The organism is Agrobacterium rubi TR3 = NBRC 13261 (genome assembly GCF_000739935.1).
Classification (GTDB): domain Bacteria; phylum Pseudomonadota; class Alphaproteobacteria; order Rhizobiales; family Rhizobiaceae; genus Agrobacterium; species Agrobacterium rubi.
This window is the reverse complement of sequence record NZ_BBJU01000022.1, coordinates 61,515-74,975: the sequence shown is the minus strand read 5'-3', so window position 1 is coordinate 74,975 and position 13,461 is coordinate 61,515. Positions and strand designations below refer to the sequence as shown.

The following is a 13,461-nucleotide window of genomic DNA, read 5'->3' as shown; positions in this document are numbered from 1 at the left end:
CTCTCGCTCCTGGCGTCCGTTCTCACCGGACTGGCTGGATGGCACGGCGGCAAACTGATCTTCGATCATGGCATCGGCCTCATGGTATCTCCCAAGGACTGATGTGCGAGATAAGTCGTTTGAGCGCGCCCGGCTCTGCCCATCCTGATGGCAAGGCAAAGGGTGCTTCCGGTCGTGCCAGTACCAGAAAGAGGATAGCTCCCACCACAAGGCCGCTGACGATGGTAACCAAAACAAAGCGCCATACCGGATAGACCTCACCATCGTTGAAGAGACGGATGATGACGAGGCCGGTCATGACGTGGATGACGACCATGATGCCGACGAATGCCAGCTTCATCGAAAACCACGCACTGAACGGGTTCTGCAGAAAAATCAGGCCCGTACCGGTGGCAATTGCGATGAATGCGGCAGGCGAGATAACGCGCACGTAGGAAAAACGGACGATCTTCTGAAGCCGGAAAAGGTCGTCATCCCTCACGATATGGGCGCGCTGCACATACAGCCCCGGCAAGCTGACGAGCCCGGCGGCCCAGACGGAAATGGCCATGATGTGCAGGAATTTGACGAATACCATCGCGCTCACTGCTCTGCCGGACGGGAATGAAGCAGCCGCGTGCGCATGCACCAAAGGACAACGATTGCGTATGGCGTAAAGCCCAGCGTCCACATTAACACGCCTGCCAGTTGCTGGTCCTCAAGTGGCGTCAGTCCGAAGGCCTGCGTTGTTGTGAAATGCGCTTCGAAAAGCGTTACAGGTGCGAATGTCAGGATGGCGCCGAGGAAGCCCATTTGCACCATGGTGCCGAGCGCAAGGCTGGTGGTGGCGACCACCGACGTGCTGCGCGAGAGCAGAGCGTGCCACAGCAGAATGGATGCGACGATAAACGCGATCTGCATCAGCCAGTATTGCCAGGTGCCTGACAGAGCGAAGGCATAACCAAAGGGCAAGTGCCAGACCCAGTAAATAGTGGTGTGTGCGACGAAGACGGCTTCCAAAGGAATTGTCGCGAGCCACCGCTGTGTCGGCCAGCCGATCATGACGACAAAAGGCGCGATCACCGAGCCGATGAGAATATGGTGGGCCAACCTTGCAGAAAAGAGAGCGCTGGTCATTGAGCAAAGCGGCGAGACGAATGCGGCAATCAATAGGAAAACAAGAACGCTTGTCTTCCATCCCCTTGGGTGCGGCGCGGCATATTGAAGCGCGACTGCCACGCCTGCGATACAAGCGATGAGAACAGGGTCAAAATTCCACGAGGATAGTGCATTTTGGAGCGTCGGTGCTGGGCCGCAATAGGGGTCAAGCGTGCTCGGCAATATGCTGTTTCCTGATTGATAGATGTGTGGGCGAACTCTGGTTACTTTATTCGCAACGCATATGAGCAGAAACTGTTCCACAAATTTTCCATCACCCTTTGGTTACAACTCCACGTGGCTTTTTAGGGAACTCTTACGCATTTTTTTCTATTGGCTGGTCAGGAGATGATACACAGCCGCGTGCGGCGCGCTCGATATCAGGCCGTTCTGAAGTTTTCGGAAACCGGCGAATTCCACATCTCGCAATCGCGAGAACGCGCCGTCGCGCGTGGGAACAACTGGGCTTGGGTGCGGTTAGGCATTCATGGATAAGAGCAAGGGTGGAACGGTGAAAAAAGTCAAATATGCGCCATACAACATGCCAACAGGCGGTTGGGGATCGATCAAATCCGTTGTCAAAAATGCCCTAACGCAAAAGGCTGTCAGGACCGCCCCGGGTCTGATGACCGATCACAATAAAAAAGGCGGTTATGCTTGTACGAGTTGCGCCTGGGCCAAGCCGGGCAAACCGCATCTGGCGGAGTTTTGTGAAAACGGTGCCAAGGCGACATTCTGGGACCTGACGGCCAAGCGCACCACGCCCGAATTCTTTTCCAAACACACCGTCACCGAACTGCTCGATTGGGCCGATTACGATCTGGAAAACGAGGGACGTCTGACGCATCCCATGCGGTATGATGCGGCGACCGACAAATATCAGGAAGTGAGTTGGGCCGACGCATTTGCAGATATCGGCCTCAAACTCAAAGGCTATGATCCGCAGTCCGTCGTATTCTATGCATCAGGTCGCGCATCGCTTGAGACCTCCTACATGTACCAGTTGCTGGCGCGGCTTTACGGTAACAACAATCTCCCCGACAGTTCCAACATGTGCCACGAAACGACGTCTGTCGCCTTGCCGCAGAGCATTGGAACCCCAGTCGGCACGATCCTGCTGGAAGATTACCAACACACGGATTGCATTCTTTCCTTTGGTCAGAACGTCGGCACCAATGCCCCGCGGCTGCTTCACAGCTTGCAGGAGGTGCGGGAACGAGGCGCACCGGTTGTGGTGTTCAATCCGCTGAAAGAGCGTGGCTGGCGGGAATTCGTCAATCCACAAAGTCCTGGACAGATGCTGACCAACAAGCCGACCGATATTGCCACGCAATATTATCAGGTCAGCGCTGGCGGCGATATCGCAGCGATGGTCGGCATGGCCAAGTGTCTGTTCGAATGGGATGACGAGGCGATTGCCGATGGAAGGCCACGCGTCCTCGATGTCGCGTTTATCGAGGAGCACACCCACGGTCTGGCCGAATTCGAAAACTACGTCAGAACCATGCCATGGTCCGATATTCTTGCCACGTCCGGGCTCAGCCACTCTTCCATCGAAGCAGCGGCAAGGACCTACTCTCGGGCCCGCAATGTCATCGCGATCTATGGAATGGGTCTGACCCAGCATCGTTATGGCATCAGTAACGTCCAGATGCTGATCAATCTGCTGCTTATGCGCGGCAATATCGGCAGACCCGGCGCCGGCATCTGTCCCGTGCGCGGTCACTCCAATGTGCAGGGCCAAAGAACAGTCGGCATATCCGAAAAAACAAAGCTGGTTCCGCTCGATCGTCTGGGCGAACAATATGGTTTCGAGCCCCCGCGCAAGGATGGTGTCAACACCGTCGAGGCTTGCGAGGGTATCATCGATGGCAGCATCAAGGCCTTCATTGGCTTGGGTGGTAACTTCGTGCGCGCCATTCCCGAGCGGACCTTGATGGAAGAGAAATGGCGCGGGCTCGATCTCTCGGTACAGATTGCAACCAAACTCAACCGAAGCCACCTGATCACTGGCGCCACGACCTATCTTTTACCCACGCTGGTCAGGACGGAAATCGACGAGCAAGCCACAGGCCCCCAGATCGTCACCATCGAAGATTCCACCACCTGCATTCATGCCTCACGCGGCAAATACAAACCCGCCGCCGAAAGCCTGTTATCGGAACCCCGGATTGTGGCTGAGATTGCGAAACACGCATTGGCGCCAAATCTGAAGGTGCCGTGGGATGAGTGGGTCGGCGATTACAGCCGTGTCAGAGATGCCATCGAAGCCACGTACCCTGAGCCCTTCAAGGATTTCAACAAGCGCCTCGATATTCCCGGTGGCTTCCCGCGCCCCGTTCCGGCCAGAAACCGCATATGGGAAACAGACACCGGCAAGGCGAACTTCAAGTTGCCCAAGGCGCTGTGTTCCGGCTTCTCGACCGGCGAAGATCGCAACGTGCTGAGCCTCATCACCCTGCGGTCCAACGATCAGTTCAACACCACGGTCTACGGCTATGATGACCGCCTGCGCGGCATCCACAAATCCCGTATGATCCTGATGATGAATGCGGACGATCGTGTCCGATTTGGGATCGCGAAGGATGGGTTGGCCAGCATCACCACTGCCGTTGACGATGGTATCGTGCGCGTGCTGAGCGGTATGCAGGTCATCGATTATGATCTACCACCCGGCAGCTGTGCGGGCTATTTCCCCGAATGCAATTCGCTCATTCCCTTGTGGCAACACGATGAGGAGAGCAAGACACCGGCGGCGAAGTCCATTCCTGTCAGGGTTGCTCCGGCATGAGCGCGTTTCCCAAACCTGCAGAATTGACGGAAGATGCATTCGAAGCGTTAGCAACCAAGGCCGGGCAGCCAGTGAAAACCATCGCCGTTCTGGGCGTGTTGGCAGGAGTATACATCGGCTTAGGTGGCGTTGCCTCCACAGTTGCACTAGCAGGCGCTGATGCAATGCCGTTCGGGGCAGCCCAAATCCTGGCAGGGCTAGTGTTCTCTCTGGGTCTGGCGGCGGTTGTAATCGCGGGTGCCGAGCTGTTTACCGGCAATACGTTGTTTCTTGGCCCGGTTATGTCCGGTAGGGTCTCTACGAAGACAGCAATCCGCGCTCTGTTGGTAGCCTATGTCGCGAACCTCCTCGGATCGGTTGCGCTAGCGGTGCTCGTCTTTGCCGCACGATTTCACGAAGCCGGGGATGATTCAGTTGGCGCTGCCGCCATCGACCTTGCAACCACAAAAGCCGGAAAAAGCTTCGTCACCGTTTTTGCAAGCGGCGTCATCGCCAATATTCTTGTTTGTCTTGGCGTTTGGTTCGCATTGGCGGGCAACAGTGTCACTGAAAAACTGACGGGGCTCCTCCTGCCAGTCACGGTCTTCGTTGCGGCAGGTTTCGAGCATTCGGTGGCCAATATGTATTTGCTACCATACGCCTATCTTATCGACCAAAGTCAGGTTGGAATATCCACGCTCACCCTATCGTCCATTGTCAGCAACATATCGGCTGCAACGCTCGGCAATATTGTGGGTGGTGGATTGATCGGTGTCGTCTACGGATATCTGTTCCGACGTGATATTTCGCGATCTTAGGGTTGCCAAAGCTAGCGACCTCCGATTTGTTCAGTCGGCAAGGCACGATTGGCTCAAATGGCGAAGGTTCTGTCGGCCAGTCTGGGGAGCATAAAGCGGAATGCGATGCTACGCGCGCTCTGGAACAGGATCATTGATATCCACAATCCGTCATTGCCGAAAAGTGGCTGCAGAATCGCCCATGCGGCGAAATAGACCAAGAGTGATCCCACCATCAGATTGCGCATCTGTTTCGACCAGGTCGCGCCGATATAGATGCCGTCCATCTGATAGGCGATGATGCCGAAGACCGGCAGGGCCACCACCCAATGCAGATAGTTGTGAGCCAGCACGGAAACTGCTTCGGTGGGCGTGGTGATGTCGATGACCCAACCGCCCGCAAGATAGAAAGCCAGCGACACGAGCGCTGCAAAGACAAGGCCCCAAAGCGTTGTCAGCCTTACGGTCTGGTCGAATGCGGGGCGATAGCGGGCGCCAACGGCGCGTCCGGCAAGCTGTTCGGCAGCGGTTGCCACACCATCGAGAAAGGCCACGCCAAAGAAATAAAAGCGCAGAAGAATGGTATTGGCGGCGAGTATCTCGATACCCAGCATACCGCTCTGGCGCGTAAAGAATGACAGGCCGATCAGCAGCGCGAAGGAGCGGATCATCATATCGCCATTGACCGAAAATGCGCGGCGGAAGGCCGCGAGATCGGGAAGGCTCCAGGCTTTCGGGTCGGTTTTCTTGATTATGAGATAGAGTCCGGCGAGCGCCGTCACGGCTTCGGCCACCAGCGATGCTACGGCTACACCTTGCAAGCCCCATCCCAGACCGATTACCCAATAGAAGGCCAGTGCCGCATTCATGCCGTTCAGCATCGTCTGCAGAACCATGCCCCACAGCGCCTCGCCGCGACCGATAATCCAACCGAAGACGACGAAATTGAACAGCACGAAGGGTGCCGACCAGATGCGCCAGTAGAAATAGGTCGATGCCGCGTCGGCGATGGCACCATCGGCGCCCATGGCCGCAAGGCCAAGCTCGCCTATCGGCTTTTGCAGCAGGAGAAGGGCTATGCCTCCGGCAAGCGCAATCGCAAGGCCGCTTGCCAGCATGCGTTGCTCTTCACGCGGATCGCCAGCACCAACGGCCTGGGCCGTGAAGCCCGCCGTCGCGGCACGCAAGAAGTTAAACGACACAAAGATGACGTCGAAAATCACCGCAGCCAGCGCCACGCCACCAATCAGGGTTTCATCGCCCAGTTGTCCGATCACGCCCGTCGCCACGAGGCTGACGAGCGGGGTCGACAGATAGGCGATCATCATCGGCAGGGCGATTCTCAGAACATCGCGATGGCCGATGTCGAAAGGTCGAACCGTGGGGCTGGTATGCGGAGAGGGTTGGGTCACTCAATCCTTCCGATGCGATTCACCGAGCGTATGCATCAGGCGGTTCGCCCATCCGAAGATGGCGACCGAATGAATGAGATCAAGAATTTCGAGGTCATCCAGGCCATGCTCCCGCAAGTGATAGAACTGGTAAACACCTACATCATCGGGATGTGCGGTCATATCGACGCCGAAGTTGAACAGCGCCTGCTCGAATTCTGGCAGATCGGCGTCCAGTCCCTTTTCATAAATCTCGCCCACCACTTCGGGCCGTTTTTCGATCTGAATATAACGATTGGCGTGGACGGCGGCGCAATAGATGCATTTGTTGACGAAGGAGGCAGCCAGGGCGCCGATCTCACGCCCGCCGCGAGACAGCCCGCCCTCACTATACATGATGTCGTTGAAGAGCGGGGTGCGCTCGTTGAGGATTTCCGCATCATTGGCCAGCACCAGCACATAGGCCGAAACCTTGGTGTTCGATGGCGTGACATTGAGTGCGGTCAGCTGGGCGGGCGTCGCCTCGGTGAGATCGATTGGTTTGACGTAGGGATGCCAGTCGAGTGCGTCGAGGGTGAATTCGTGTACGGCTTGCGACATTTCAGTTATCCCTCAGCATCTTGAAACCCGCCACGACCAGCACCTGATAATTAACGAAAGCGATGATGCCCGCCAGCGTGACGATATCGGCATCATCAAGCCCTGCGGCTTTGAGCTTTTCGATATTGGCGCGGGTCGCTTCCTTCGGCGACAATGTCACCAGATCCACATGGGCGAGGATGGTGGCAAGGCGGATGTCGCCATCGTCGGGTTTGAAATCGGGATCGGCTACAGACTGAAGTTCCGTTGCCTCGTCCTTCAGAAGATCGACATAGTGGGCGCGAAGCTCCGTCGATTTCCACAGGCCGGCCATGCGCGCAGCCAATGCGGCGCGAAGACCATAGGAAAAGTTGCGCGGCTCTGTGGGGTGAATGGCTGCGATGTAGCTCGTCTGGGTCAGACGTTTCATCTTGGCCCGCTGCTCTCGCAGTTGCAGGATATGGGGATATTTTTCCAGCCCGAGAACGGCATCGATCACGTCGATTGTGGAATGAATGGTCATGGCGTCATCAGCTTTCCGAAAGGGCTTCATCAAGGAAGTTCAGGCGATCCTGCCCCCAATAGAGCACGTCGTTATAAATCCATGTGGGAGTACCGAAGACGCCGCGTCTTCTCGCTTCCTCATGGCTGTCATGCCAGGCCTGAACGATGTCGGGCGCCTCTTCCATGGCCTGCAGTGTCTTGCCATCGAGTCCAAGCGCATCGGCCACCGCAATGCGCACTTCAGGCAGGGTTACATCCTGCTCCTCGCTCCACAGGGCGCGCAAAAGGCCATGGCTCAGTTCCAGCGCCGGCAAACCGAGGGTATTGGCGGCGATGACCATCCGGGCGGAAAATTCGTTGTTGGTGGGGTAATATTTCGGCTTCAGCACCAGCGGCATATTCAGCCGTTTGCGCCAGCGGTCGAGTTCGACTGCGTGGTAATCCTGCCGTGGCTGTGGGCGGCTGCGCAGCGGAACACCACCATTATCCGGCACGATGCGCGTGGGGCGCACGATCACGTTGAGATCGTGCTTTTCGATCAGTGACTTGAATTCCGGCCAGCCGAGATAGGCCCATGGTGAACTGAGCGCGTGGTAGTAATAGACGGTCTTCTGACCCATCCGGTTTCTCCTCAGGCGGTTTTCTGCACGGATGCGGGCGCGTCGGCATCTGTCCATTCGGAGCCGTCCAACTCCGGCTTTTCGTAGGCCTGAAGCGCTTCCCAGTGATAATCGATATCGCGGATGAACAGCGATGCGGCAATGCCGCGCGCCAGCCACAGAGCGCCTTCGCTGATCGCCGGAATATCGCCGCTGACCTTGCCGAGGCTGATGGCCGAGCTGTAGTTGAAGCAGTGAATATCCTTGAGCCACGGGGCCGTGCCCGGATGTTTTTCGGTAAAGGAGAAATCCTCCTCAAGCCATGGAAAGCGGCCAAGTCCAGGATTTCCCTCACCCGCAGGCGGTGTGTAACGGTCTTCCCAGCAGGCAATTTTATCCTGATAGGGGGAAAGCTCCGGGCGGCTGGCCGGATCGATCGAGAAACCTGTGCCGAGAATGACAAAATCGGTGTGGAAAACACGCCCGTTCAGGGTGGGTATGACCACTTCACCAGCTTCCTCCTTCATCTCGCGGATACCGCAATCGAAGTGGAAGAAGGCGTTGGCATGGCGGCTGACGCGCAATGTCGAGCCATGTGGCGCAGGTGTTTGTTGCCGTGTTGAATAGTCCATCAGCCGCCAGCGCCATTGCGGATCGATTTTTGCGAAACCGGCTGTCACGCCATAGGAGCCGATCCCCATCAGCTTGTTGACCGTTGGCATGGTCTTGCGGCGTGCGAGAAGACGGACTTCCTTCGCCCCGGCCTCAAGCGCTTCTGCTGCATTATCCATTGCGGAGGCTCCAACGCCGATGACCACGACGCGTTTGCCTTTGAGGTTGCTGAAGTCCACCGCATCGGCGGAATGCGCCCAGCTTTTGTGGCGTTGCAGACCCTTGATGAAGTCGGGGACGGTCGGCTCACCGAGGCCATCGCGGCCTGTCGCCAGAACCAGCTTGCGGGTTATGATGGAGGGGGCGTTTCCACCCGATATTTCAAGCTCCAGCAGCCCATCCTCACGCGGAATGACGCGCGTCACATGTGTATCGTTCTCGACTGGAACACCGAGAACCTCGCGGTACCATTTGAGGTATTCCATCCACATCGGGCGCGGGATGCGATAGAGGGCCTCCCATGCCTCTTCGCCATGTGTCGCCGTGTACCAAGCGCGGAAGGTGAGGGATGCAATGCCAAGGGCAGGACCGAGCAGGTTTTTGGGAGAGCGCAGGGTCTCCATGCGGGCATAGGTGACCCACGGTCCTTCCGATCCCTTCGGCGCGCGATCAACGATGCGCAGATTCGCGATGCCAGCGCGTGTCAACGCAAGCCACGCCACGAGGCCGCACATGCCGCCACCGATGATGACGGTATCGCTAACCTGCGATCCTTCAGTGGATGTCAGTGGCTTCGACCAGTTGGCCGCAGGATAGTTCAGAAAAGCGAGGTCCTGCTTTACCCGCGCATTCAGTGCCGCAAGCGCTCCCTGCTGTTGGTCGGTCATAACCCTTGTCTCCTGCAAATCGTGATTATCGTATCGCTGCGGTGGCGGACCATGTCTCAATCCGCCAGCAATACGGCATCCTGCTGACGCCAGCCCACCCAGACCTCATCGGTGTGGATATGCGAGAGCGCAACCGGATCGAGTTGCACGATAAGATCGGCGCCGTTGTCGACGGTGACGGTGAGTGACGTATGAGCCCCCTTGAAGATGCGTGCGCCGATGCGGCCCTTGAGCGCGAGCCGGTCATCAGGCTGTTCGCTCACGCAGTAGAGCGCTTCAGGTCTCAGAGCCACGGTGGCCTGACTGCCCATCTTGTGGGTCGTACCATTGACGTCGGCCTGAATAGTGTTGCCCTGCCAGTCGAGCGTGGCAATCGTGCCCTCGATCGACAGCACCTTGCCTTCGAGGAAATTGCTCTTACCGATGAAGTCCGCAACGAAGCGGCTGCGGGGGCGGGAGTAAAGCTCGTTCGGCCCACCCGTCTGCTCCACACGGCCCTTGTTCATGACGACAATGACGTCGGACATGGTCAGTGCTTCTTCCTGATCGTGGGTTACGAAAATGAAGGTCTTGCCGGTGGTTTTCTGGATGGCCTTCAGCTCGACCTGCATCTGCTGCCGCAGCTTTGCATCGAGTGCAGAAAGCGGCTCGTCGAGAAGCAGCACATCAGGATTGGGCGCCAGCGCCCGCATCAGCGCCACTCGCTGACGCTGTCCGCCCGAAAGCTGATCAGGCATGCGGTCGGCGAAATCCTGGAGTTCGACGAGAGCCAGAAGCTCCATGACCCGTTTGTGAATGGAGGCGGAAACCTTGCCTTGCAATTCCAGACCGAAGGCTATGTTGCGGCCAACCGTGAGGTGTGGAAACAGCGCATAATCCTGGAAGACGATGTTCACGTTGCGCTTGTTTGGCGGCAGATGCGAAATCGGTTTGCCATCCAGATAAATCTCGCCCGATGAAAGGTCCTCGAAGCCGCCCAGCATGCGTAGCGTCGTAGATTTGCCGCAGCCAGAAGGGCCAAGCAGCGTGACGAACTGGCCCGGCTCGATGGCCAGATCGAGATTTTCCACGGCCAGCGCGGTGCCATAATATTTATTGACGTCTTTGAAATGAACGATCGGCTGCATTGAATCAGCTCCTTGAACGGCGTGTGAAATGCTCGGCATAGAGGCCGACGATGGCGGTGACGATCAGGACGATCGTTGCGATGGCATTGATTTCCGGCGACATGCCGCCCTGAACTCTTGCGAAGATCAGCATGGGAAGTGTGGGCTGATAGCCGCCGAGAAAGAAGGTGCGGACGAAATCGTCCATACTGGTCAGCACGCAAAAAATCATTCCACCGACGAGTGCCGGCATCAGATAAGGGATGGTGACCCGCAGGAAAGCGATGAACGGATCGGCGCCGAGATCACGCGCTGCATCCACCAGATTGGCGGGCATGGAGCGCAGGCGCGTAAGAACCATGATGACCACGAAGGGCACTGCGTGGACCGCATGCGAGAGAATGATTGCAAACGTACCGGTGGGAATATCGACGGCACGAATGAAGATGCGCATCGAGATAGCGTTGATCAGACCCGGAACGACTGCCGGAAGACAGGCCAGCGCGAAGATCGTCGCCTTGCCCCAGATGCCTTCGTTGGACACCAGAAGTGCGATCCAGACCCCGATGATCGTGGCGGAAACGGTGGTAGCAAGGGCGATGCCCACCGAGTAGATCGATGCTTCGATGAACTGCTTGTCCTGCAAGACCTTTGCGTACCAGTCGAGCGTCCAGTTGGTGATGGGGAAGGCAATGAAGTTAGCATCCTTGAAGCTCATCGCCATCATCAGCACCAGCGGCAGCATGAGATAGATGACGAACAGCCAATAGGACGCGCCGAGTGCCGTCTTGGTAACATCGTTGAAATAGGGGCGCATCGGTTTCTCCTTACATCAGCCGGACGGAACGACCGCCGACGACCCGCATAAACAGGCCGACGGTGGTGAGCGAAACAGCGAGCATCAGCATGGCGAAGGCGGCACCTTCAGGCCATTTGTCGTTCGACGAATGGAACAGAGTGGCAATGACTTCAGGGAAAATGACCGCATTGGGTCCACCCAGCAAAAGCGGAGCGGCGAAAACGCCCACGGAAGTAAGATAAACCAGGCTGCAACCGGAGACGATACCATCCTTCGAAAGTGGCAGAATGACCCGTCGAAATCGCTGGAATGGCCCGGCACCCAGATCTGCCGCAGCATGGACAAGCTGTGGCGGGATCTTTTCGATGGCCGAATAGAGCGGCAGCAGCATGTAGAGCGACAAGAGATAGACGACACCGAAGCTGAGCGAAAACGAGGTGTAGAGCATGGGTATGGGGCGATCGATCAGACCGATTTCTCGCAGGAACACATTCACTGCACCGCGATTGGCCAGCAGCATGATGACGGAAAATGTGCGGATCAGTTCACCTGCCCAAAACGGTATCAGCAGCAGCAACAAGGCCCGCATGCGGTTTTTCGGCTTCACGACTTTTGCGACGTAATAGGCGACAGGATAGACGATTAGCAGCGTCGATGCCGTCACCACAGCCGCAAAGACGAGACTGCGGATGAAGGGAACGAAATAGAGCTTTTCGGCAAAAAACAGTTGGTAATTGGCAAGCGTATAGTTGCCATCACCCGTTGGCGGTGGCGGATAATCGGCCATGAAGCTGATATTTGCCATCTGGGCAATCGGCCCGATATGAAGTGCGATAATCCATACCAGCGGCACACCGGCAAGAACTGCAAGCCGGACAAAGCGGCTATTGGCAAGGAGCCCGATCGTATTGCGGTAAAGGCTTGAACCGGTCGCCCTGCCGATCCATCCGGCGTAGGAGGGGGCCACCAATGGTTTCCCGGATCCCGATTGCGTCATTGTTGTACCCACCATTATCTTGTCGTTCCCGGCTCTGGATAAGCTCTTGGTCGAGGAGACCGGCCCTTTCGGGCCGATCCCTGGCGTGTATTTTCGAATATCAGGAGGCCTTGATCTCGGCAGATGCCTTGTCGATCATCTCGTTCTTCATTGCGCGGTTGACGGAAGAGAAGAACTTGATGCGCTCGACCTGCTCCTGAGGCAGCGCCATGGCGGTCCGCTCCTTGTCGTTCAGCACCTTGTCGACACCCTCGATGGCCGAGGAGAAGCCCGACTGACGGCTCATGGATGCGCCGATTTCCGGCGAGGACAGGATCGCATCGAGGAATGCGTAGGCAGCATCGGCGTTCGGGCTGTTCTTGACGACGTTGAACGAGTAGAGGAAGCCGTAAGTGCCCTCTTTTGGAACGGACAGCGCGATAGGGTGACCGTCCATGATCAACTTTGCGGTCGGGCCTGACCAGGCCTGAGCGACATAGATGTCCTCGTTGACGAACATCTGCTGAACCTCGGAACCGGCGTCGTAATATTTACGGACCTTGTCCTTGTTCTTGATCAGGAAATCGCGCGCCTGATTGGTGGCGGCTGTGGCGACATCTGTCTTGCCTTCGTAAGTGACGTAGTCGCCGTCATTGCCCTGATAGAGCATGGTGATGGAGAGGAAGTCGCTGACGATATAGGATGTCAGGCTCTCGTATTCGTCATCGAACATGATGCCCCAGCTATCGGACTCTTTGGTATAGTCAGTGTTGCGCGCCAGACCTTCGAAGCCAGCGAGCAAGGGCAGGCCGTAGACCGAACCATCGATTGTCAGCTGCGGTGCGCCCTTGTACGCCGAAGCGAGATTACCCCAGTTCTTGAGGCGACCCGTATCCAGCGGTGAGAGCAGGTTGGACTTGATGAACTGAGATAGACGGTGGCCTGTGACGGTGACTATGTCGGTGGAAGGCGTCGCACCTTCAGCGGAAAGCAGATTGTACTGCTTGCCCTGGTCGTCGGTCAGGCGCACACGGACCTCGATGCCCGTGTCCTTTTGGAACTGGTCGATAAAGCTCTGCGGCACGAACTTGTCATAGGTCGTGATGTTGACGACCTTGCTCTGGGCATGAGCGGAGCGGATGAGGCCAGGTGCAGCCAGAACGCCTGCACCTGCGGCCAGAAGCTTCAATGTCGAGCGGCGGGTCGATGTGATCTTTTGCATGTTAGACTCCGTGTTTTGACTTGTGGTGACTGCTTTTCAGATGGAACGTCAGGCATTTCCGGCGATCGTATTTCAGTGATAA

13 protein-coding genes and 1 pseudogene are annotated in these 13,461 nt (G+C 57.1%); 3 read left to right on the top strand and 11 right to left on the bottom strand.

The window, feature by feature from the left end; genetic code table 11:
• A pseudogene (locus tag RRU01S_RS26490) lies at window positions 1-102 on the top strand (DUF2231 domain-containing protein); the annotation flags it as partial.
• On the opposite strand, the gene RRU01S_RS16845 reads toward RRU01S_RS26490, so the two are convergent.
• Both RRU01S_RS16845 and RRU01S_RS16840 read right to left on the bottom strand, forming a co-directional pair.
• Window positions 80-577, bottom strand: a complete 498-nt coding sequence (locus RRU01S_RS16845; RefSeq protein WP_045231462.1) for a CopD family protein — start codon at window positions 575-577, stop codon at window positions 80-82. The pseudogene RRU01S_RS26490 and the gene RRU01S_RS16845 overlap by 23 nt on opposite strands.
• 5 nt (window positions 578-582) lie before the next feature.
• A complete protein-coding gene (locus tag RRU01S_RS16840) occupies window positions 583-1,320 on the bottom strand; it encodes a cytochrome c oxidase assembly protein (protein ID WP_131367805.1) in 738 nt (245 codons plus the stop codon).
• 304 nt (window positions 1,321-1,624) lie between these two features.
• Between RRU01S_RS16840 and RRU01S_RS16835 the strand changes: the two genes are divergently transcribed.
• Window positions 1,625-3,928, top strand: a complete 2,304-nt coding sequence (locus RRU01S_RS16835; RefSeq protein WP_045231461.1) for an FdhF/YdeP family oxidoreductase — start codon at window positions 1,625-1,627, stop codon at window positions 3,926-3,928.
• On the top strand, window positions 3,925-4,725 hold the full coding sequence (locus RRU01S_RS16830) for a formate/nitrite transporter family protein (RefSeq protein ID WP_045231460.1): 801 nt from the start codon (window positions 3,925-3,927) through the stop codon (window positions 4,723-4,725). The genes RRU01S_RS16835 and RRU01S_RS16830 overlap by 4 nt, the downstream gene beginning before the upstream one ends.
• Before the next feature lie 53 nt (window positions 4,726-4,778).
• On the opposite strand, the gene RRU01S_RS16825 is transcribed toward RRU01S_RS16830, so the two are convergent.
• From RRU01S_RS16825 to RRU01S_RS16785, 9 genes are all read right to left on the bottom strand, one after another.
• Window positions 4,779-6,116, bottom strand: a complete 1,338-nt coding sequence (locus RRU01S_RS16825; RefSeq protein ID WP_045231459.1) for an MATE family efflux transporter — start codon at window positions 6,114-6,116, stop codon at window positions 4,779-4,781.
• Window positions 6,117-6,695, bottom strand: coding sequence for a peroxidase-related enzyme (locus tag RRU01S_RS16820; protein ID WP_045231458.1), 579 nt, complete (start codon window positions 6,693-6,695; stop codon window positions 6,117-6,119). It abuts the gene before it with no gap.
• A gap of 1 nt (window position 6,696) precedes the next feature.
• Window positions 6,697-7,197 carry a CMD domain-containing protein gene (locus RRU01S_RS16815; RefSeq protein ID WP_045231472.1) on the bottom strand — a complete coding sequence of 167 codons (501 nt, stop codon included), beginning with the start codon at window positions 7,195-7,197 and terminating at the stop codon, window positions 6,697-6,699.
• A gap of 7 nt (window positions 7,198-7,204) precedes the next feature.
• Window positions 7,205-7,798, bottom strand: coding sequence for a 2-hydroxychromene-2-carboxylate isomerase (locus RRU01S_RS16810; RefSeq protein WP_045231457.1), 594 nt, complete (start codon window positions 7,796-7,798; stop codon window positions 7,205-7,207).
• Between the two features lie 11 nt (window positions 7,799-7,809).
• Window positions 7,810-9,276, bottom strand: a complete 1,467-nt coding sequence (locus RRU01S_RS16805) for an NAD(P)-binding domain-containing protein (RefSeq protein WP_045231456.1) — start codon at window positions 9,274-9,276, stop codon at window positions 7,810-7,812.
• 56 nt (window positions 9,277-9,332) lie between these two features.
• On the bottom strand, window positions 9,333-10,403 hold the full coding sequence (locus RRU01S_RS16800) for an ABC transporter ATP-binding protein (RefSeq protein WP_045231455.1): 1,071 nt from the start codon (window positions 10,401-10,403) through the stop codon (window positions 9,333-9,335).
• 4 nt (window positions 10,404-10,407) lie between these two features.
• Entirely contained in the window at window positions 10,408-11,199 is a 792-nt protein-coding gene (locus tag RRU01S_RS16795; protein ID WP_045231454.1) for an ABC transporter permease, read from the bottom strand.
• A gap of 10 nt (window positions 11,200-11,209) precedes the next feature.
• On the bottom strand, window positions 11,210-12,193 hold the full coding sequence (locus tag RRU01S_RS16790; protein ID WP_081880109.1) for an ABC transporter permease: 984 nt from the start codon (window positions 12,191-12,193) through the stop codon (window positions 11,210-11,212).
• Window positions 12,194-12,278: 85 nt separating this feature from the next.
• A complete protein-coding gene (locus RRU01S_RS16785; protein ID WP_045231452.1) occupies window positions 12,279-13,379 on the bottom strand; it encodes an extracellular solute-binding protein in 1,101 nt (366 codons plus the stop codon).
• Between the last annotated feature and the right edge of the window lie 82 nt (window positions 13,380-13,461).